Source organism: Oceanobacillus sp. FSL K6-2867, from assembly GCF_037963145.1.
Taxonomy (GTDB): domain Bacteria; phylum Bacillota; class Bacilli; order Bacillales; family Amphibacillaceae; genus Oceanobacillus.
In genome coordinates, this window is record NZ_CP150144.1 from 3,698,226 (window position 1) to 3,717,283 (window position 19,058).

General features: G+C 35.3%; 20 protein-coding genes, 2 pseudogenes and 1 riboswitch. Of the genes and pseudogenes, 19 read left to right on the top strand and 3 right to left on the bottom strand.

Features of this window, described 5'->3' with window-relative positions; all coding sequences use genetic code 11:
* Positions 1 to 299: 299 nt before the first annotated feature.
* From NSQ77_RS17835 to NSQ77_RS17850, 4 genes are all read left to right on the top strand, one after another.
* The gene (locus NSQ77_RS17835) at positions 300 to 899 is read left to right on the top strand and encodes a class I SAM-dependent methyltransferase (RefSeq protein WP_339227413.1); all 600 of its coding nucleotides are present in this window, start codon (positions 300 to 302) and stop codon (positions 897 to 899) included.
* A gap of 369 nt (positions 900 to 1,268) precedes the next feature.
* On the top strand, positions 1,269 to 1,418 hold the full coding sequence (locus NSQ77_RS17840; protein ID WP_339227414.1) for a hypothetical protein: 150 nt from the start codon (positions 1,269 to 1,271) through the stop codon (positions 1,416 to 1,418).
* A 79-nt stretch (positions 1,419 to 1,497) separates the two neighbouring features.
* Positions 1,498 to 1,794 (top strand): rhodanese-like domain-containing protein, encoded by a 297-nt coding sequence (locus tag NSQ77_RS17845; protein ID WP_339227415.1) that lies wholly within the window; start codon positions 1,498 to 1,500, stop codon positions 1,792 to 1,794.
* Between the two features lie 210 nt (positions 1,795 to 2,004).
* Positions 2,005 to 2,250, top strand: a complete 246-nt coding sequence (locus NSQ77_RS17850; protein ID WP_339227416.1) for a glutaredoxin domain-containing protein — start codon at positions 2,005 to 2,007, stop codon at positions 2,248 to 2,250.
* Positions 2,251 to 2,678: 428 nt separating this feature from the next.
* Here the strand turns inward: NSQ77_RS17850 and NSQ77_RS17855 are convergent, their stop codons facing one another.
* Positions 2,679 to 3,872 (bottom strand): nucleoside transporter C-terminal domain-containing protein, encoded by a 1,194-nt coding sequence (locus NSQ77_RS17855; RefSeq protein ID WP_339227417.1) that lies wholly within the window; start codon positions 3,870 to 3,872, stop codon positions 2,679 to 2,681.
* Positions 3,873 to 4,001: 129 nt separating this feature from the next.
* Positions 4,002 to 4,103: riboswitch (purine riboswitch) on the bottom strand.
* Between the two features lie 271 nt (positions 4,104 to 4,374).
* On the opposite strand from NSQ77_RS17855, the gene NSQ77_RS17860 reads away from it, so the two are divergent.
* The 3 genes and pseudogenes from NSQ77_RS17860 to NSQ77_RS17870 all read left to right on the top strand — a co-directional run.
* Positions 4,375 to 4,635, top strand: coding sequence for a metal-sensitive transcriptional regulator (locus tag NSQ77_RS17860; RefSeq protein ID WP_339227418.1), 261 nt, complete (start codon positions 4,375 to 4,377; stop codon positions 4,633 to 4,635).
* 353 nt (positions 4,636 to 4,988) lie between these two features.
* On the top strand, positions 4,989 to 5,423 hold the full coding sequence (locus tag NSQ77_RS17865; RefSeq protein ID WP_339227419.1) for an OsmC family protein: 435 nt from the start codon (positions 4,989 to 4,991) through the stop codon (positions 5,421 to 5,423).
* A gap of 522 nt (positions 5,424 to 5,945) precedes the next feature.
* Positions 5,946 to 6,080 (top strand): annotated as a pseudogene (locus tag NSQ77_RS17870) (Lrp/AsnC family transcriptional regulator); the annotation flags it as partial.
* 146 nt (positions 6,081 to 6,226) lie between these two features.
* Here the strand turns inward: NSQ77_RS17870 and NSQ77_RS17875 are convergent.
* Positions 6,227 to 6,553: a four-helix bundle copper-binding protein gene (locus NSQ77_RS17875; RefSeq protein ID WP_339227420.1), complete on the bottom strand. Its 327-nt coding sequence runs from the start codon at positions 6,551 to 6,553 to the stop codon at positions 6,227 to 6,229.
* A gap of 223 nt (positions 6,554 to 6,776) precedes the next feature.
* Between NSQ77_RS17875 and NSQ77_RS17880 the strand changes: the two genes are divergently transcribed.
* The 7 genes from NSQ77_RS17880 to copZ (NSQ77_RS17910) all read left to right on the top strand — a co-directional run bounded on the left by NSQ77_RS17880 (position 6,777) and on the right by copZ (NSQ77_RS17910) (position 12,206).
* Positions 6,777 to 6,905 carry a hypothetical protein gene (locus tag NSQ77_RS17880; RefSeq protein WP_339227421.1) on the top strand — a complete coding sequence of 43 codons (129 nt, stop codon included), beginning with the start codon at positions 6,777 to 6,779 and terminating at the stop codon, positions 6,903 to 6,905.
* A 359-nt stretch (positions 6,906 to 7,264) separates the two neighbouring features.
* The gene (gene copZ / locus NSQ77_RS17885; RefSeq protein WP_339227422.1) at positions 7,265 to 7,471 is read left to right on the top strand and encodes a copper chaperone CopZ; all 207 of its coding nucleotides are present in this window, start codon (positions 7,265 to 7,267) and stop codon (positions 7,469 to 7,471) included.
* A gap of 430 nt (positions 7,472 to 7,901) precedes the next feature.
* On the top strand, positions 7,902 to 8,180 hold the full coding sequence (locus tag NSQ77_RS17890; RefSeq protein ID WP_339227424.1) for a glutaredoxin family protein: 279 nt from the start codon (positions 7,902 to 7,904) through the stop codon (positions 8,178 to 8,180).
* Between the two features lie 109 nt (positions 8,181 to 8,289).
* On the top strand, positions 8,290 to 8,916 hold the full coding sequence (locus tag NSQ77_RS17895) for a nitrite reductase (RefSeq protein ID WP_339227426.1): 627 nt from the start codon (positions 8,290 to 8,292) through the stop codon (positions 8,914 to 8,916).
* A 356-nt stretch (positions 8,917 to 9,272) separates the two neighbouring features.
* Positions 9,273 to 9,575 carry a metal-sensing transcriptional repressor gene (locus tag NSQ77_RS17900; protein ID WP_339227427.1) on the top strand — a complete coding sequence of 101 codons (303 nt, stop codon included), beginning with the start codon at positions 9,273 to 9,275 and terminating at the stop codon, positions 9,573 to 9,575.
* Between the two features lie 12 nt (positions 9,576 to 9,587).
* Positions 9,588 to 11,972: a heavy metal translocating P-type ATPase gene (locus tag NSQ77_RS17905; RefSeq protein WP_339227428.1), complete on the top strand. Its 2,385-nt coding sequence runs from the start codon at positions 9,588 to 9,590 to the stop codon at positions 11,970 to 11,972.
* 27 nt (positions 11,973 to 11,999) lie between these two features.
* The gene (gene copZ / locus NSQ77_RS17910) at positions 12,000 to 12,206 is read left to right on the top strand and encodes a copper chaperone CopZ (protein ID WP_339227429.1); all 207 of its coding nucleotides are present in this window, start codon (positions 12,000 to 12,002) and stop codon (positions 12,204 to 12,206) included.
* Between the two features lie 233 nt (positions 12,207 to 12,439).
* Here the strand turns inward: copZ (NSQ77_RS17910) and NSQ77_RS17915 are convergent, their stop codons facing one another.
* Positions 12,440 to 13,375: a patatin-like phospholipase family protein gene (locus tag NSQ77_RS17915; RefSeq protein WP_339231078.1), complete on the bottom strand. Its 936-nt coding sequence runs from the start codon at positions 13,373 to 13,375 to the stop codon at positions 12,440 to 12,442.
* Positions 13,376 to 14,022: 647 nt separating this feature from the next.
* Here NSQ77_RS17915 and NSQ77_RS17920 point away from each other — a divergent pair.
* The 5 genes and pseudogenes from NSQ77_RS17920 to NSQ77_RS17940 all read left to right on the top strand — a co-directional run bounded on the left by NSQ77_RS17920 (position 14,023) and on the right by NSQ77_RS17940 (position 19,040).
* Positions 14,023 to 14,664, top strand: a pseudogene (locus tag NSQ77_RS17920) (hypothetical protein).
* A gap of 264 nt (positions 14,665 to 14,928) precedes the next feature.
* Positions 14,929 to 15,555, top strand: coding sequence for a DUF998 domain-containing protein (locus tag NSQ77_RS17925; protein ID WP_339227430.1), 627 nt, complete (start codon positions 14,929 to 14,931; stop codon positions 15,553 to 15,555).
* A 368-nt stretch (positions 15,556 to 15,923) separates the two neighbouring features.
* Positions 15,924 to 17,192: a cytochrome P450 gene (locus NSQ77_RS17930; protein WP_339227431.1), complete on the top strand. Its 1,269-nt coding sequence runs from the start codon at positions 15,924 to 15,926 to the stop codon at positions 17,190 to 17,192.
* 189 nt (positions 17,193 to 17,381) lie between these two features.
* Positions 17,382 to 17,726, top strand: coding sequence for a metalloregulator ArsR/SmtB family transcription factor (locus NSQ77_RS17935; RefSeq protein ID WP_339227432.1), 345 nt, complete (start codon positions 17,382 to 17,384; stop codon positions 17,724 to 17,726).
* Positions 17,727 to 17,750: 24 nt separating this feature from the next.
* Entirely contained in the window at positions 17,751 to 19,040 is a 1,290-nt protein-coding gene (locus NSQ77_RS17940) for an arsenic transporter (RefSeq protein ID WP_339231080.1), read from the top strand.
* Positions 19,041 to 19,058: the final 18 nt, after the last annotated feature.

Sequence of the window (19,058 nt, forward strand, 5' to 3'; positions counted from 1 at the left end):
GGATTGCACAAAAAGATAGAAAAAATGTGCGACAGAAGCATGGTAATGGAGTAAAAGGTAATTAGAGTATATGGAAATATTATCATTGTCATAATCTAAAATACTCTTACTCTTATCTCAAGGACAATAGTAATGTAGTGAATGGCTCGCTTTCTATATCTAAGCAGCGGAGTCTTTATTGCAATTTCCTATTTTCTTTGGGAGCATACATAAACAAACCACTTTACAGTATACCCATATGGGTTTATAGTAGGGTTGTAATTAATCGAGATGATAGCCGGTTAAGGAGGTAAATTATAATGTCAAAAGAACATTGGGATAAGAGTTTTTCAGATGAGGATTTTGTTTATGGTGAGCGGGAAAATGCATTTATACACGACATGAGCAAAATTATACGAGATCAATCAAAAGTTGGCTGTTTTGCTGAAGGTGAAGGTCGCAATGCGGTTTACTTAGCTAGACTTGGTCATGATGTGACGACATATGATCAATCGACAATAGGTCTTGAAAAAACGAAAATATTGGCAAACAAAAATAATGTTGACGTAGAAACTGTTGCGATTGATTTGACGAGTGAAAAAGTGAAAACAAATCAATTTGATGCAGCCATTATGGTATTTGGTCACGTTCCAAAAGAAAATCAGAAGTTCCTGATAAAAAACATGATAGATTCAGTGAAATCCGGTGGCCATATTATTTTTGAAGTCTACTCAGAAGCTCAACTTAAATATCAAACAGGTGGTCCACGATCTCTTGATATGTTATATAATCCAGTAGAAATTCTGGATTGGATTAAAAATTACAAATGTATTCATTTTTATTATGGTGAAGCAATGCGTCATGAAGGAAAAAGGCATGTGGGCTTAGGACATGTCATCCAAGTTGCAATAAAAAAATAAATAGAATGCTTAGAAGGGCTGCTCTGTATCAAGCGTTAAAGGATAATATTCGATTTGATTGATGGGATATCTCAATTAAAGGGATGAGTCCCTGCATGTATATGATGAAAAAGCAGGAGAGATGATCCTTTATTGAATTTTCGGAGGCTTATAATGGTTTCAAGATAAAAGTCCCTGTTGAAAAAAGCAAAGAAAAGTTAATAAAAGAATAGATATAGAAATTGACTTTTTACCCCTGTAGGTATATTATGAAACATGTGCTGAGGTTCCATGTGGCAAAATCAATAAAAACTAAGCTAAGATATTCGTAAAAGTCGTTAAACAAACGACTATTTTATTGTCTGTAAACATACCAACATAGGTATATTTATGCGTGTTTTTGAGTTAACAATGGCACCATCTATTATGATTGTTGCAAGCTGGGTAGCAGTAGTGTCTGGGGATGAAAGTACAATAAAAAGTAATGAAAGAAACAGTGGATTTATTAGCAAAAAGCATATAAGTTCAACAATTCGTTAGTAAATAAGAGTTGATGAACTTTCTTTTTTGACAAACATATACCAATCGGGGTATAAAGAGGGAATTGGAGGTATAGATAATGAAAGAAATTACTGCAAAAGAATTACAACAAAAACTAGTTAGTGGTGAGAAAATAAATATTGTCGATGTCAGAGAAGATGAAGAAGTTGTTAATGGAAAAATTCCAGGTGCAAAACATCTGCCGCTAGGACAAATTCCAGAACGTTTAGCAGAATTAGATAAAAATGAACATTATTACATGGTATGCCGATCAGGAGGCAGAAGTGGAAACGCATGTCAGTTCTTGATCCAACATGGCTATAATGTAACAAACATGGCAGGCGGCATGCTTGATTGGAAAGGAGAAATAGATTAACTTATCCTTTTCTGATGAAAAAATATGACGGTACAGGTGTAAAAAAGGTATTGTGGAATGGACTTTATTTGAGGATGTGGTATTACAATAAATTGCTGCCGATATCGAGAAGAGTAAAAATTCAATTTTAGCTTAACAACATAATGAATAAAATTCCGTTAACTTTGGACTGCTTATTCTAGAAAATATAAGAAATAGAGGCATTCTGGTATGAAACAAAATGTAACACTTTATAGCACCATGATGTGTCCGGTATGTAGTATGGTAAGAGACTTTTTAACTAATATGAATATAGAATATAAAGAAATTAATGTAGACATTAAGCCAATAGAAATGATAAAACTTATTAAGAATACGCGAAAATTTTCAGTTCCTCAAACTAATATTAATGGTGATTGGGTTTTGGGATTTGACCCAGTTCGTATGCTGGAGCTGCTTAATGCTAAGGAAAAATAGCTTAAAACAGTAAAAATTAATCTTTAGATTACCTGCGAAGTTAAATAAGAAACAAAAAATATAATGGAGTTTTATGATAGATGAGAAAATTACAGCAGGATGATGCAGGATGAGACCCTGCGAAAACAAGAAACTTGTAGAAAAAAGAATATGTCGCAGGAAACCAGACAAAATTAGTAGACCAAACGAAATCAGAGGGAGCAAATCAGTTACTGTCTTTGACCATTCGATGACTGGGATTATTTTCATATCAAATCCCTTATAAGAACCGTGGTCCGATAGTGCATAACGGAGAACTCCATAACTTATACGTTAGATAAAACTATCCTCCATTATCTCACAATTTGGAAGAAGGATAGTTTTATTGAGTTTGTTTTATATTTACTATTTAATCCATAAAGATTAATAAGACTGCAATTTGCATTTATCTACACAAACATACTGACAAATATAGCTGTAATAAAGCTTGCTAACGTACCAGCTATAATTGCTTTAAAGCTCAGCGATGCAATCTGTTTTTTCTTAGAAGGCGCTAAGGAACCAAGTCCTACAATTAATTGACCAATAGAAGAAAGGTTTGCAAAGTTACACAATGCAACAGTTAAGATTGCAATCGTTTGTGGTTTTAAATTTTCCTGTATATTAAGCACTTGCTGGTATGCAATCAGTTCATTTGCAGTAAGCTTTGTCCCGATTATGGATGCAGCACGGAAAGCATCTTCAAAAGGAATCCCAACTAGCAATGCGAAAGGAAAGAATACATAACCAAAAATGGTAGCTAAATCTGTGCCAAAGAGTCCTAGCATGCCGTTTACAAGAGCTAATAGACTGATGAATGCAATAAGTAATCCACCAATATTAGCGGCAAGCTTTACTCCACTCACAGCCCCTTCGGAAATAGCTTCAAAAATGTTTGTATATCCTGCTTCTTCCATTTCGATAGCTTCATTTGTCACAGACTCCTCCGTTTCAGGTTCCATGATTTTCGACATTACAATAGCAACAAAAGGTACAGAGAAAACAGAAATGATTAAATACTTAATATCTATCCCCATTTGGGCATAAGACAGAAGGATTGCGCCACTGGCTGAAGCTGTCCCTCCAACCATTACTGTAAACAATTCTGAACGTGTAAGCTTTGCCAGGTAGGGCTTAATCAGCAATGGAGATTCAACAATACCCAGCATTGTATTGCCAACTGTATTAAAGGATTCTACCCGTGTCGTACCAAATACTTTACCAACAATCCATCCGAGCACACGTACAACAAAAGGAATGATACGTAAATAATATAAAGCTGATACTAATGCTGAAATAAATATAATAACGGATAAAACTTGAATCGCGAAAACAAATCCTACATTCGTTCCTTCTGCAAAAAATCCTCCAAATAAAAATTCAATACCTGCTTGACTATAATCAAGAACGTTTTGAACACCTTGGGCAGCATGATGAAGTATCCAGCGACCAAGAGGTACATTAAGCATAAAGTAAACAAAAATACCTTCCAATACCACACCTACTGTAATCGTACGCCATTTGATTGCTTTTTTATTTTTGCTTAAGAGCCAAGCTATAAACAGTAATCCCATAAGGGAGAATAAACCAAATATAATATCCATAATAACCTCCTGATAATCGTTTCAGTTTCATATATCCTTATTGTTGTCAGAAGTCTGAGCTTGCAAACGGAAATAAAAATGCATTCTCTTCATCTATAAAGAAAGAAGAGAATGCACCAAGGTCACATGTGGCGTTCTACCCTTCCTTATAGTCCGGCATTTTACGGCTGCCAGGTAGAAACTTATGGACCATATTTCCATATATATATAAGGATTATATGTAGTTGATTTTAGAATTTTAACAGAGGTTTTCCAATTATACAAGAGGCGAATAAAAAATAATAAAATACTAAATCTTTAATTGTTTTATAAAAAATATTGATTAGGTCGACTATTTGAATTGGATTTTAAGATGAGACAGCGAAAAAGCAGAGGAGTATAATATGTTCATTAATTTTTCATGGTTGGCAAGGTAAAGTTGTCATGGTTGACAATATACCTAGAAGGGCATATTATAATGCTTGTATATGATTTTGTGATTAATATAATGAGGAGAATACCTGTGGAATATAATGATCAAATGAAAAATAGAGTAAAACGGATGGAAGGACAACTTCGCGGGATTTTAAAAATGATGGAAGAAAACAAAGATTGTAAAGAGGTCATTACGCAGTTGTCAGCTGTCCGCTCAGCAGTAGATCGAACAGTAGGTGTAATTGTAAGTTCAAACTTAGTTGAATGTGTTCTAGAAGCCGAAAAAAACGGAGAAAATAAGGATGAAGTAATTAAAGAGGCTGTCAACTTGCTTGTAAAAAGCAGATAAATAATCTGCGGTTGACATTCTTTTTTTAGTTTGTAATATACCCATATGGGTAAATTGAATGGCTGAATAGAGGAATAAAAATGATTAGAGAATGTAGATGCAAAAAGGTTAATGCTAATTGTACAAAAACACTACAAATTTGCACCAGGTCAAGCAGGTGAGATTCCTGCAATATATAATAGGACTAAAATGTTTTCCAGTATAGGCTTCATTTTACAGAGAAATGATTGTTAAAATTTCGGTTAAAAAAGACTGATTTATAATTCGCAAAATACCTATATACGTATTTGGATTATCTTTAGAATGGATTCAATAAATTGCATGTTATTAATTGAAATGGGGGAATGATGACGATGGCAGAATTAAAAACAAATGTGAAAGCGGTTTGGAATGGTGGCACAGCAGGAGATGGGACGCTTAAAGCTGGGAATTTGGATACAAAAATTGCTATCCCAAAATTTTTAAATGGTAGTGGAAACGGGGCTGGCCCGAAAGAGCTATTAGTATCATCGGCAACAACTTGTTATATCGCAACACTTACCTCTATACTTGAAAACAGAAAATTACCTGTCGTGGAACATACTATAACTTCGGAAGCAATAAAATCCGATCAAGAGTTTTCGATTACTCACTATCCAGTTATTGTTTTATCTGCAGATGCAACAGAAGCTGATGTCAAATCTGCAGAAAGAGCAATAGAGGGCGCAGACAGAGCTTGCGAAGTAGGGAACTTATTAAAAAAAGCAGGTATTGTTATTGAAGCAAAAGGAAAAGTGTCTTTGAAATAATAAAGCAGCACAGGTAAAAATTTCTCAAAATAAATCTTTCTTTTAGCTGAATCATTTATAGAATTTGCAATAGACGCAATGTAATAATGGAGTTAAATTAAAGGGAGTAAAAAGGGAACCACTTGCAGGTTCCCTTTTCAAAAGGAGAAAAAATGGCATTGGGTTTTAGGGCTTCTGAATGTTCGACTAAGGGAATATAACAGCAAGCAAGGCAGTAAAGTTATATAACTTATTTTAATTAATTGATTTCTTTCAAAAGCTGTATCTTCTTGCAATACCTCTGCATTTTGATAACCAGCTCTTCGAATTTCTGACGCATTCGCGCCATTTTACGCAAAAATTTTATACTGTTACCTGTTAGTTAATACATAGATTAAATCAAGTCTTTAAGTATTTAAGCAGACTGACTTGAATTTTGAAAGGACTAGGATTGATGTTGGATAGTACAGATATGCAAATCATAGATGAATTACGATACATACACATGGTACGAACCAGCAGCCTTACCTGTCGTTTATACACAATAACTATAAAATAAGCGGAGAAGGTTGCTGCATCCTTGAATGTAAATTTCCATCTAATGCTATATTAGATGATTTTTTGAATGGTCTGAACAAGGATGCAAATTACAAATTATCGATTGTAATTGATAAATAGTATTTTGTAATTACGCCTATAAGAGCAATGTGTAAATAATAACTTTTCAATTTAATTGGCTATTAAAAAAGTCGTTGACCGTATAAGGTCAAAACGACTTTTTTAACAAGGACATTTTTTTCCTCTATAATTAATTTTCAATTGTTTTAAGCAGCATTTTTACACGCTTCAGCACATCTAAAACAAGCATCTGCACATTTTTGACAATGCTCATGATCATGTTTCTTACATTCGTTTCCACATGCTTCACAAATTTTAGCACAAACTGAAGCTAATTCAGAGACAAATGGAGTGTTTCTTGCTAGAGCATGCTCTAAGTAAGAACAGATATCAGCACACTCTCTATCCAAACGTATACACTCAGCCATCATTTTAATATCATCTTCTTTCAAGCATGCATCAAAACAATGATTACATGCTGCCGCACATTCGTGTAACGTCTTAATTAATTCACGGTGTTGTTCATGTGACATCTTGTAAAACCTCCTAATTGAAAATCGATTCGTTATACTTTTTCCCTTTGTTACTTTAAATAAACTGATTTTCGAAAAATCGATAAATAAATGTACAGAAATCTGGAATTTTATAAAGTTCATAAAATACAGCGGGAGGGTATCATATAATTTAGTTAAGTTAAGGTTACGGAATAAAATATATATAATTTTCCTAAACTAGATGGAGTAAGAAGGAAAAATTATGGGAAAGCAGGTTAAAGAAAAGAACAATTATTATAATGGACATGAGGGACTTATGGTTAAAGTTAATGCACATGGTCATCGCAGCAGTCTTGGAAGTCATAAACTGTACAAACATAGCAAAATATAAACATCATAGTGGCAGCAAACAACGCGGTGAAATGGATCTTCCACATGAACATTTCCATCATGAATACATGACTGAGGTATGTGGGAAGCTTTTTGAATTTCTTTTAGTCTTAACTATTCCAATTTCCTATTTAATCATCCAATTACTAGGAAGATCATAGCGGTAGTAGCAGAATACTGCTATGAAGATAAAGGGTATAACGCGAAGTCGTAATTAAATGTTGCGTAAAAGAGTGGCAAATCATATCGAAAATCGTGCTGAAGATTTAGATGACCAAGAAATAAAATATTTTTTACTTGACAATACCTAACAGGGGTATGGTAAATTGAAAAGGAAGAAAATAATAGGAGGTATTTTAAATGGAAAATAAATCACTTAACGTACAGGGCATGTCTTGCGGACATTGTGTGAATTCTATAGAGGGAAGTGTTGGAAAATTAAACGGTGTTGAAATGGTAAAGGTTTATTTGCAAGATGAAAAAGTCGATGTAACCTTTGATCCGGAAAAAGTGGAGTTGAAAGATATTACAGAAGTCATTGAAGAACAGGGTTACGATGTTGCCTAGTGAAAGTAATCGTTCTTGTGTAACAAGAGTATGTTTTAACAGCATTTTGGACGTTAGAAAAGTATAAATTTTCAGCGAGAAGCGAATTCATCGCTTCAAAAAAATTTACGTCCTGCTTAAAAGAAAAAATATTTGGACTAAAGTTATTAAAGGAAAGAAAGTCACTTTAAAAGCCACGGATGGAGCTGTTAGGGCGGTTTGGTGCCGCCTAAAACCATGTTGTAGTTGTAAATGAGGATGAAGGAACAATATACTCATACACATTCAGAAACAGACGATGCAACAAGCATTTATACACATTTTCTAAACTAGTCATGTACAAAACCTGGCCCGAATATAGGGTTTGGTAAGAACAAAATGTCTTCCGTTTTTTATAGAAGTAAAAGAGTGAGTAAAGTTATTGATTTAGCAGAAGGGGGTAAGAGAAAAGATGAAAGTCAGCCATCTTGAAATCTACACAAGGCCTACATGCTCGGATTGCCAAGACTTGAAAAAATTCTTGCAAAGTAATTATATTCCTTTTAAAGAATATAATTTAGCAAAACAGCCATCGAAAGAAAAAGATCTTATAAAGATCACTGGAAATAGAATCGTGCCAACACTTGTTTTTACAAAACCATCCTTTTTTGGGCTGATGAGAAAACCGAAAAGTTTGATAGGGTTTGAGAGAAACAAGGATGAAATAAAGAAGCTATTAAAGATAGGCTAGTAGTCTGGATTAGATAATCTGATATTTAGTTTAATAGACTTTTTGTAAACAGACTATACCCTCCTTGGGTACGGTAATTGCAATTAGTTTAAAAAAGGGGGAATGATCAATGAATCCGGACACCGATGGTAAAAAAATAAAAATTGCAGTAAATGGTGGAATAGCGTTTGGAGCAAAACTAAACTCTAAACAACTGATGACACTTTCAAAGTATATGAATGAAGATGATGAGTTAGAATTAACAACCTTCCAGCAATTGTATATAGAGATTCCAGAGAATAGAAAAGAAGAAATTATAGCTGAATTTGAACGTACAGGGCTGGCGTGTTATCCAGTAGGAAATTACGTAAAGAGCTTAAGAACATGTAATTTTTGTAAGGGGGAAGAAAGAGAAGGCATGCCAGTAGCAAAAGAATTAAATCGGCGTATTGCAGGAAAACCAGTGCCTTTCACTTTAAAAGTAGCTTATACAGGCTGTATTATTGGCTGCGGTGAACCAATGTTAAGCGACATCGGAGTTATGAAATATAAAGATCATTATAATTTATATGTCGGAGGAAAAGCAAAGGGAAAGGATGCAGAGGTTGGCATCTTGCTGAAGGAAAATTTAACACCAGAGGAATTGTACGATACCGTAGACCAGATCATTGACACCTATTCACAGAAAGGCAAAAAGCGGGAGACATTCTTTAAATTCTGGAAGAGGGTGGGTAAGGATAATTTAGAAGTTATATAAAATTTATTATTCCGTTGTGGATTTATAAATAGGTGAAAGAAAATAATTACCCTTCTCCATAATACCTGAAGCAAATGCTCTATTGGCACTTTTCTTTACCTATAAACAAAAGATGGCAAAATAGAATAATTCCAAGTGTTAAAAGAGACTTAAGTTATTTTGTATATTATAAGGAAATCTCGTCAAAGTTTGAGAATATATATTGATGGAAATAGGAAAGTATCGGCGATATAATCCGGACAGCAGCATGATATAGATGAGTATTGAAATGAAAAGTGCAGGTTTAAGTGTTCTTTGTTGACAAAAATACTATATGGGGGTATAGTATAGTTATAACAGAAAAGGAAGTGAATCATTTGGATAAATTCTTACATGATCACCCAAGTAAACCTAGAACACAAGATGAAATGCAAAAAGTCATTAATCGTTTAAAACGTATAGAAGGTCAAGTTCGAGGAATACAGAAAATGGTGGAAGAAGATCGCTATTGCGTTGATATATTAGTGCAAATAAGTGCAATACAATCGGCGTTAAAGCAAGTAGGATTCTCTGTCACAGAACGCCATATTAACCATTGTGTCAGTGATGCGATTAAACAAGGCGAAGGTAAAGAATCCATTGAGGAATTAATGAGTGTATTGAAACAGTTTTCAAAATAGGGGGGGATTATTGTGAGCGAAACAAATCATGCAACACTAGGAATAACTGGAATGACTTGTGCCGCCTGTTCCACTCGGGTTGAAAAAGTGTTAAATAAGATGGACGGTGTCGACGCCCAAGTCAATTTAACAACGGAAAAGGCAACCGTAGACTACGATTCAGAAAAAACAACTATAGAAGAAATAACGAAAAAAATTGAAAATGTGGGCTACGGAGTTTTAATGGAAAAAGCAGAATTAGATGTTTTTGGCATGACCTGTGCCGCTTGTTCGACACGTATTGAAAAGGTATTGAATAAGCAGGAAGGGGTTAATTTTGCAACAGTAAACTTAACAACAGAAACTGCGTCCATAGAATATAATCCTGGTTTAGTTGATATAAAAGCAATAATTGAAAAAATCAAAAATGTGGGTTACGATGCGAAACCGAAGGCGGAAGCAGAAGAAAAACAAACGCATAAAGAAAAAGAAATTAAAAATATGCAGACGAAATTAATCATTTCAGCTGTGTTAGCTGCACCGTTATTAGTAACCATGTTGGTTCATTTATTTAATATGGCGATACCAGATATATTTATGAATCCATGGTTCCAATTTGCTCTTGCGACACCAGTTCAATTTATTATAGGATGGCAGTTTTATGTTGGTGCGTATAAAAACCTTCGAAATGGTGGAGCGAACATGGATGTGCTTGTTGCATTAGGTACAAGTGCTGCCTATTTTTATAGTTTATATGAAGCATTTAAGACTATTGGCAATCCTGCATATATGCCACATCTATATTTTGAAACGAGTGCTGTATTAATCACATTGATTTTATTTGGAAAGTATCTGGAAGCACGGGCAAAAAGCCAGACAACGAATGCACTATCCTCATTACTCAATTTACAGGCAAAAGAAGCTCGCGTAATCAGGGATAACGAGGAAATCATGATTCCTGCCAGCGAAGTTGTTGTTGGTGATCGGCTAGTTGTAAAACCCGGTGAGAAAATACCTGTTGATGGTATCGTTGTTAAGGGAAGAACTTCAGTAGATGAATCGATGATTACCGGGGAATCCATTCCTATTGAAAAGGAAGTTGATGCTCCTATCATTGGATCAACAATAAATAAGAATGGCTCCATCGAAATGGAAGCGACAAAGGTAGGAAAAGATACCGCTCTTGCATCAATTGTAAAAATAGTCGAGGATGCACAAGGATCAAAAGCGCCAATTCAACGATTGGCCGATGTTATTTCAGGTTATTTCGTACCAATTGTTGTTGTCATAGCTATTTTAACATTTACTGCCTGGATTATACTTGTTGAGCCTGGCCAGTTTGAACCAGCTTTAGTTGCAGCAATTGCTGTACTTGTTATCGCATGTCCTTGTGCGTTAGGACTTGCAACACCAACTTCTATTATGGTTGGAACAGGTAAAGCAGCAGAGAATGGAATCCTTTTTAAAGGTGGGGAACATTTAGAAAGAACCCATCAATTAGAGGCAATCGTTCTTGATAAAACAGGAACCATCACAAAAGGAAAACCTGAAGTAACAAACTTCTCAGGTGATGAAGAAACGTTACAGCTGCTAGCAAGTGCAGAAAAAGGTTCAGAGCATCCACTTGCAGAAGCAATTGTCGCCTATGCAACAGAAAGAAATATTAATTTAATGGAAGTTGATGATTTCTCTGCAATACCTGGCCATGGCATCGAAGTCAGAATTTCAAATAATCATATCCTTGTAGGAAATCGAAAACTCATGCAAGACCATCAAATTGATGTTAGCGACGTGGAACAAGAATTAGTTGATTATGAGATTGATGGAAAAACTGCAATGCTAATTGCTATTGATGGACAGTATCGGGGAATTGTTGCTGTTGCAGATACCATTAAAGAAACAGCACCACAAGCTATTCAAGAATTAAAAGCGCAAGGCTTGGAAGTTATCATGTTAACAGGTGACAACGAGCGAACAGCACAAGCCATTGCGAAACAGGTTGGCATTGATAAAGTAATTGCCCAAGTGTTACCTGAAGAAAAGGCGGATAAAGTGAAAGAAATTCAAGATAATGGTAAAAAGGTTGCAATGGTTGGAGATGGTGTAAATGATGCTCCGGCACTCGCAATCGCTGATATTGGAATTGCAATTGGTACGGGAACAGAGGTAGCAATTGAAGCTGCCGACGTAACGATTCTTGGTGGTGAATTACTGCTTATTCCAAAAGCAATCAAAATTAGCCATGAGACAATTAAAAATATTCGTCAAAACCTATTCTGGGCTTTCGGATATAATACAGCGGGAATCCCAGTCGCAGCAGTTGGATTGCTTGCACCATGGGTTGCTGGTGCGGCAATGGCATTAAGTTCAGTAAGTGTTGTTTCGAACGCACTTCGCTTAAAACGAGTGAAATTATAAAAAGACAGCTTTTGAGGAGGTGATATGATGCAAACAAGAATATTAGATGTTAAAGGAATGTCATGCGGCCACTGCAAAATGTCAGTGGAAGGGGCACTAAATAAATTAGATGGTGTAACTGACACAGAAGTTGATTTAGACTCTGGTAAAGTTGAAGTTACTTATGACGAAGCAAAAGTTTCTTTGGAAAATATGAAAGAAACTGTTGAAGACCAAGGTTACGATGTAGCTTAAAATTACTTGGTGAAGCTGGTTTCCTGAATAGGGAACCAGCTTTTTTGCAACAACAATTACCATTGCTACTAAAATGTATTAGCACTTGTCATGCAGATCGACAAAGAAACTAGAAAAAGTAACTGTTCTTCGCTCAATCAAAGTTTAGGATAGGTACTTTTTAGCAAGTAATTTATTTGATTTCAAGATCAATCGCTCTTAAGGCAATTATTGATTTAAAACAAATCGTCACATTAAGTACGGGTATTATAGCGTTTCTTATCATTTTGCCTGCGTTTATCTTTATGTTGCTTAAAATCCCAAGTTGACAAAAAAGCCTTTGCAGAATCATAACCTGCCTGAAGGAGTAAACTGGTTTGCTGCTCAGTCAAATCAAAGTTGGTTGTGCTAATATCTCCAGTTGGAATTTGAATCGTACGATCTATCGTCATGTCATTCAAATGACGTAAATCATGCGCTTGAAGCATTGTTGTGAATATATTTCTGAAAAGATGGATTGGTGTTGGTATGATTGGGTCTATGTTAATTTCATCTTTTACAAAATGAAAACCAAAAGTCGGAAAACGGGGGTTTTCTGTATCGAAAATCCATATCGGAAAATTACTTAGAAGTCCGCCATCTAAAATATAGGATTTTTTTCGCTTATTTGTTTTCCAGATAACCGGACGAAAGAAAAATGGTAGACAAGTACTCATCATTACGGCAGTTGATATTTTTAAATCCGCAGGTGTCAACATATAGCGTTCTAAGTCGTCTGGTAAAATAAGAATTTGACCATTCGAGACATCGGAGGCGATAATCTTTAATTTTCCATCTGGAAGATCCGCAAAAGTCCTTATACCTTGTTTGAAAAGGAGGGAATCCATCCATTTCTCCACATAATCATTTTTATAAATTCCTTGATGCACGAGTAATTCTAAAATGTTACCAAAAAGAGGGATTCTATTCAGAATTGTCCTACCTCGAAGTTTTGAAAAGTCTAGTACACTCATTTGTTCTTTAATTTCATCACTTTTATAACCGCTAGCAAGAAGGGTTGCAACAATAGCTCCTGCAGATGTTCCAGCAATTCGTATCCATTCTACATTTGCTTCTTCCATTGCTTTAATTGCGCCAATAAAAGCAACTCCTCTGGACCCGCCACCCTCAAAAACAGCATCTGCTTTTATTTCCATCACCCCACAAGAAATGTTAATTAATTTTTAACTAGAGTTATAATTTTGATAGTAGAAAAAAACAGCGAAAAAAAGGAGCTCATAAAAATTGTGATGCCCAAAACCAAATTAAGATTTTGTCTTTATTGATAGAAAGTCAGATACATGATTTTCTTTATTGAGATTTTAGCATAAAAAGTTGTTTGTGCACATGATTGTTTTATTGTTTGTTTATCTTATCGTTATGTGAAAATTGGAATTGAAAATAACCACAGAAACATGTAACAGTTATATTGATATAAAATAAAAATTTCCTGTCCAAGATGATAACGGCAATCTAGTAAGGCTAGTAGAACTATGAAAAAATGTGATTGGCATGGGAAGAAACCATCAAACACTGTGATTTGTATCCTTTGTACATATGTATACTGTAACATACTTGCATATGATTGTTTTTCAAAGGCTTTACTTCCCTTCACTGTTGTTTTTTCATTGTAACAGTGCAGAGATATGATTGGGGGCAGTTAACTAGTTTACCAGTAGTTCATGTATTCATAGTAAGCGTAAAAAACATAAATGCACATGTTTAGATTTAATATTGTTTTTTTATACAATAGAGATAGCCCTATAAGAGTATTTTGGAAATGAGAGGATGGATATGCATGGCAAAACTTTTTTCACCGATTGATATTAAGGGGTCACATTGAAGAATCGAATTGTTATGTCTCCGATGTGCATGTATTCAGCAGTGGATAAGAACGGAATGATTACACCTTTTCATGTATCACACTATATTTCTCGTGCTGTTGGTCAAGTAGGGTTAATCATGTTGGAAGCAACAGCTGTTCAACCTGAAGGGCGAATCTCGGATCAGGATTTAGGAATATGGGATGATAAGCATATTCTTGAGTTAAAAAATTTGAACAAAGAAATTCATAGCTATGGTGCGAAATCTGCGATTCAATTGGCACATGCCGGAAGAAAAGCTGAATTGGAGCACCCGATCTATGCACCTACTGCCTTGCCATTTGAGAGAAGTCAATAAAACCTATTGAAATGACAGTGGAAGGTATGAAAGCGACAATTGGGCATTTGTAATTCGAAGTAATTCAGAAATAGCTGCTGGAGCAGTTGGTTTAATTACTAGTGGCATTCAAGCTGAAGAAATTGTACAAAATGGGCATGCAGATCTTGTGTTTATTGGCAGGACCTTACTCAGAAATCCATATTGGGCTAAAGAAGCAGCCGATGAGCTTGGTTATGATTTGAAACCTCCAAAGCAATATGAACGAGGCTGGAAGTAAATTTGCGATGGGCAGTTAATGAATGATGAAATGTCAATAATTAGAAGGTATTACATAAGAATACGCATCGTAGAATATGAAAGGGTAAAAAACTCTCTTGTATTAAAGCAAGGGATTTTAATCTTATTATGGCATACCTGAATTTTTTACAAAATGTCATTGAACTTTGTAATAAGAGGTACGTGGTATTATCATAAAATAGTAAATAACGTTCTTGTGCTCCACCTATAAATTAGGGAATAAGATTACTATTATCCTGGATAGATGAAAAAAGGGGGGGTGTTAACTATACCTAAAAGAGTCGGAATAATTAGTTGGATAGCTACGTGTTTTTATTTTGTTATAGAGCCATTATTTATGATGACTTCAACGGCTCCATATAGTCTGATGCAGCACGCGATGAGCGATCTAGGTGTTACATCTTGTGGGAATTATACATATGCAATCGCGCTACATGAAATTTGTTCGCCGTATCATTTATGGATGAATGTGTTATTTATCATAAATGGAATCACAATGACAGTTGGTGTTTTGTACCTGGCACAATATTTACAAAAAAAATTCATAACTAAATTGGCAACCATCTTTATAATTATCCTTGCTTTAGGAAATATTGTCTCCGGATTTATACCAGCTGATGTTGATTTGTTTTGGCATTCAATCGTAGCACAAATTGGTATGATTACTGTTTTGCCTGGACTATGGATTTATGCAAAGGTATTAGATAGTGGTAAACGGTGGACGTGTTTATGCTTTTTTGTCCTGATTATAATATTTATCCTAATTATCCTTCTGCTTTTTATACCACTTCCGGCAGGATTATTGCAAAGACTATTTTACGCTGTCATTTTCTTATGGGGTACAGTGCTGACTTTTATTCTTACGGATTGAAGCTTAACTCAAGCTAATTGTGAACAAATGAGACTAGATCAAAAGTATTTTTATGAAGTAGAAATCGCACATGATTGTTGCAAATAATCGGCTCCGGAAATATTCTCCGCGCATCCAGTGGCGGCTGGTGAGCCCTCTTGTGTATCGGACTACGATGTCTAACCTCTTCCGCAGGAGTCTACGTATGTTTCCAACACTAAGTTTGTACATCATTCACGTTTAACATTAAACACTTTAGTTATGTCCCAGCCGCCTCTCCTAATATTGCCCCAAATCTTCCATGTGAACCCATTTAATGATTCAAGTTTTTTAAAGCATAAATAGGGAAATGTTATAAAAGGAGAATTCACAGAATGGAGATGGGTACGATGTCAGATACAAATCAAATGCCTCGTGAAGAAGGTATAGATCACAGCATAAGCCTTATGAGAGAGGGGTATATGTACATTTTGAACCGACGTCATAGTTTTAATTCTGAGATTTTCGAAACGAGATTACTTGGTAAGAAGGCTATCTGCATGGGAGGTGAGGCAGCTGCTGAGATTTTTTATGACACGGAAAAATTCAAGCGAAAAGATGCTGCGCCAAATCGCGTTATTCAAACATTGTTTGGTAAGAATGGTGTTCAAGCTTTGGATGGCCAAAATCACAAACATCGAAAAGAAATGTTTATGTCCATTATGTCCACAGAGGGACTTCAAAGCTTAAAAGACATTACGAATAAGCAGTGGAAGTTAGCAATAAGTAAGTGGCAACAGATGAATGAGGTTGTTCTGTATGAAGAAGTGAAAGAAATTCTTTGCAGAACAGCTTGCCAGTGGGCAGGTGTTCCACTGGAAGATGATGATGTGAAGAAAGTGACAAAAGATTTGGCAGCGATGTTCGAATCACCAGCTGCTATTGGTCCAGCCCATTGGTCAGGAAGACATGCGCGGAATAGAGTCGAAAAATGGATGGGTGAGTTAATTGAAAGGGTCCGCAATGGGGAAATAAATCCACCAGCAGATACAGCTTTACATAAATTTAGCTGGCATCGTGACTTGGAAGGAAACCTTTTGAATACGAATACGGCTTCTGTGGAAGTAATTAATATCTTGAGGCCTATAGTGGCAATTTCTATATTCATTAATTTTACGGTACTTGCATTGCATCATTATCCTGAGGAAATGGAGAAACTAAAAACGTGCGATGAAAAATATGCTCTGATGTTTGTACAGGAAGTACGCCGATTTTATCCGTTTTTTCCATTTGCAGCAGCATTAGTAAAAAAAGATTTCATCTGGAACAACTATAAATTTGAAGAAGGTACACTGACATTGCTGGATCTTTATGGCACAAATCATGCCCCTGAAATTTGGGAGAATCCTGATATTTTTAATCCTGAACGGTTTGACGACTGGAGAGGAAGTCCGTTTAGCTTTATACCGCAAGGAGGCGGTGACCACTTTATGGGTCATCGCTGTGCTGGAGAGTGGGTCACCATTGAAGTAATGAAAGTAAGCCTTGCTCATTTGGCTAACCAGATGGAATACGATATCCCGGACCAAGATTTAAGTTACAGCATGGTGAACGTTCCAAGTATCCCTCATAGCGAAATAGTATTAAAGCATGTGAAACAAATAATGAACAATGAATAAAGCAAAGCTCGTTTTCTCAAATAAGGAGTAAAACGGGCTTTGCTAATAAATACTGCAATTAAAGCCTGACAATCATTCTATCTATATAAGGATGGTTCTATATTAATACTATCCAGCACAGTTAAAAAAATATGTTGTCTATATAAGCAAATAATTATATAATAATCTCTTATGAGGGAGGGAAGATCCATGTTAAACACTGTTGTTGAAATAGATAAAGCAGCAATGATTTTAAAATTATTAGGTGATAAAACTCGTTTAATTATGGTTAAAATACTCGATACTCATGATTGCTGTGTTTGTGAATTTGTGGAGATTTTTAAAATGAGTCAGCCAGCAATTAGTCAACATTTACGTAAATTAAAGGATATTGGATTGGTAAAGGAAGAACGTCGTGGTCAGTGGATTTTTTATTCGACAGATAAAAATAATGAATATTATTCTTTTGTCAAAATGATTTTAAAACAATTGCCAAATCAAGATGAGAAGTTAATAGAACTAAAAGAAAAAGGTGTGCGGATTATGTGTCGCTAACTGGAGGTAAAAGTTTTGTCGTTTATGGTTATTTTAGCAATTTTAATTTTCTTAGGCACCCTGATTTTAGTTATTTGGCAGCCAAAAGGATTATCCATTGGTTGGTCAGCAATCGGAGGTGCAGTACTTGCACTGGCAGTGGGTGTAGTCAATTTTGACGATGTTATTGAAGTGACCAGTATTGTCTGGAATGCAACCTTAACATTTGTAGCAATTATACTTATTTCTTTAATACTAGATGAAATTGGATTCTTTGAATGGGCTTCCCTTCACATGGCACGAATTGCAAAGGGACATGGCATAAAGATGTTTGTTTATATCAGTCTGCTTGGTGCTGTCGTTGCAGCTTTCTTTGCAAATGATGGAGCAGCATTAATTTTAACTCCAATTGTGCTTGCAATGGTACGAAATTTAAATTTCACAGAGAAAATGGTTTTTCCCTTTATTATGGCTAGTGGCTTTATTGCCGATACAACTTCATTACCTTTTATTGTAAGTAACCTGGTAAATATCGTATCTGCAGACTTTTTCAATATTGGGTTTACGGAGTATGCATCACGAATGATTATTCCAAATCTGTTCTCTTTGGCTGCGACGATTGTTGTGTTATTAATCTACTTTAGAAAAAGCATCCCTGAAACCTATGATATATCTAAATTAAAGGAGCCGAAAGAAGCAATTCGAGATCCCAAAATGTTTAAATTATCCTGGTATATACTTGGAATCCTGCTTATTGGTTACTTAACGAGTGAATTTATTAAAATCCCTGTATCGTTAGCTGCAGGTGTCATCGCTATTTTCTTTATGCAAATGGCAAGAAAAAGTAAAATTGTCAATACAACAGCAATCATCAAAGATGCACCATGGAATATTGTATTTTTTTCAATTGGCATGTATGTCGTCGTTTTTGGTCTGCGCAATGCAGGACTGACAAATCTGTTGGCTGATCTTATTCAGAATTCTGCAGAACAGGGATTATTTATTGCAACAATAGGAATGGGATTCATTGCAGCAGTCCTATCTTCTGTTATGAATAATATGCCAACCGTTATGATTGATGCTATTGCGATTGCGAATACAAATACGAGTGGAGTTATCCGAGAAGCATTAGTTTATGCAAATGTGATTGGATCGGACCTAGGTCCAAAAATTACACCGATTGGTTCACTTGCTACGTTATTATGGATTCATGTGTTATCAAAGAAAGGCATCAAAATAACATGGGGAACTTATTTTAAAACAGGCATTTTCTTAACGTTGCCAATACTCTTCATAACATTATTCGGCTTATATGTTACACTATTAATTTTTTAACTTAAAAATAAAATTGGG

Bases quoted from the DNA above. Each gene is read 5' to 3' on its own strand.
- NSQ77_RS17865 (WP_339227419.1), top strand. From the start codon at position 4,989: ATGGCAGAATTAAAAACAAATGTGAAAGCGGTTTGGAATGGTGGCACA.
- NSQ77_RS17875 (WP_339227420.1), bottom strand. From the start codon at position 6,553: ATGTCACATGAACAACACCGTGAATTAATTAAGACGTTACACGAATGT.
- NSQ77_RS17895 (WP_339227426.1), top strand. From the start codon at position 8,290: ATGAATCCGGACACCGATGGTAAAAAAATAAAAATTGCAGTAAATGGT.
- NSQ77_RS17890 (WP_339227424.1), top strand. From the start codon at position 7,902: ATGAAAGTCAGCCATCTTGAAATCTACACAAGGCCTACATGCTCGGAT.
- NSQ77_RS17880 (WP_339227421.1), top strand. From the start codon at position 6,777: ATGGGAAAGCAGGTTAAAGAAAAGAACAATTATTATAATGGACATGAG.
- NSQ77_RS17835 (WP_339227413.1), top strand. From the start codon at position 300: ATGTCAAAAGAACATTGGGATAAGAGTTTTTCAGATGAGGATTTTGTT.
- NSQ77_RS17925 (WP_339227430.1), top strand. From the start codon at position 14,929: ATGAAAAAAGGGGGGGTGTTAACTATACCTAAAAGAGTCGGAATAATT.
- NSQ77_RS17940 (WP_339231080.1), top strand. From the start codon at position 17,751: ATGGTTATTTTAGCAATTTTAATTTTCTTAGGCACCCTGATTTTAGTT.
- NSQ77_RS17935 (WP_339227432.1), top strand. From the start codon at position 17,382: ATGTTAAACACTGTTGTTGAAATAGATAAAGCAGCAATGATTTTAAAA.
- NSQ77_RS17850 (WP_339227416.1), top strand. From the start codon at position 2,005: ATGAAACAAAATGTAACACTTTATAGCACCATGATGTGTCCGGTATGT.
- copZ (WP_339227422.1), top strand. From the start codon at position 7,265: ATGGAAAATAAATCACTTAACGTACAGGGCATGTCTTGCGGACATTGT.
- NSQ77_RS17845 (WP_339227415.1), top strand. From the start codon at position 1,498: ATGAAAGAAATTACTGCAAAAGAATTACAACAAAAACTAGTTAGTGGT.
- NSQ77_RS17855 (WP_339227417.1), bottom strand. From the start codon at position 3,872: ATGGATATTATATTTGGTTTATTCTCCCTTATGGGATTACTGTTTATA.
- NSQ77_RS17840 (WP_339227414.1), top strand. From the start codon at position 1,269: ATGCGTGTTTTTGAGTTAACAATGGCACCATCTATTATGATTGTTGCA.
- copZ (WP_339227429.1), top strand. From the start codon at position 12,000: ATGCAAACAAGAATATTAGATGTTAAAGGAATGTCATGCGGCCACTGC.
- NSQ77_RS17930 (WP_339227431.1), top strand. From the start codon at position 15,924: ATGTCAGATACAAATCAAATGCCTCGTGAAGAAGGTATAGATCACAGC.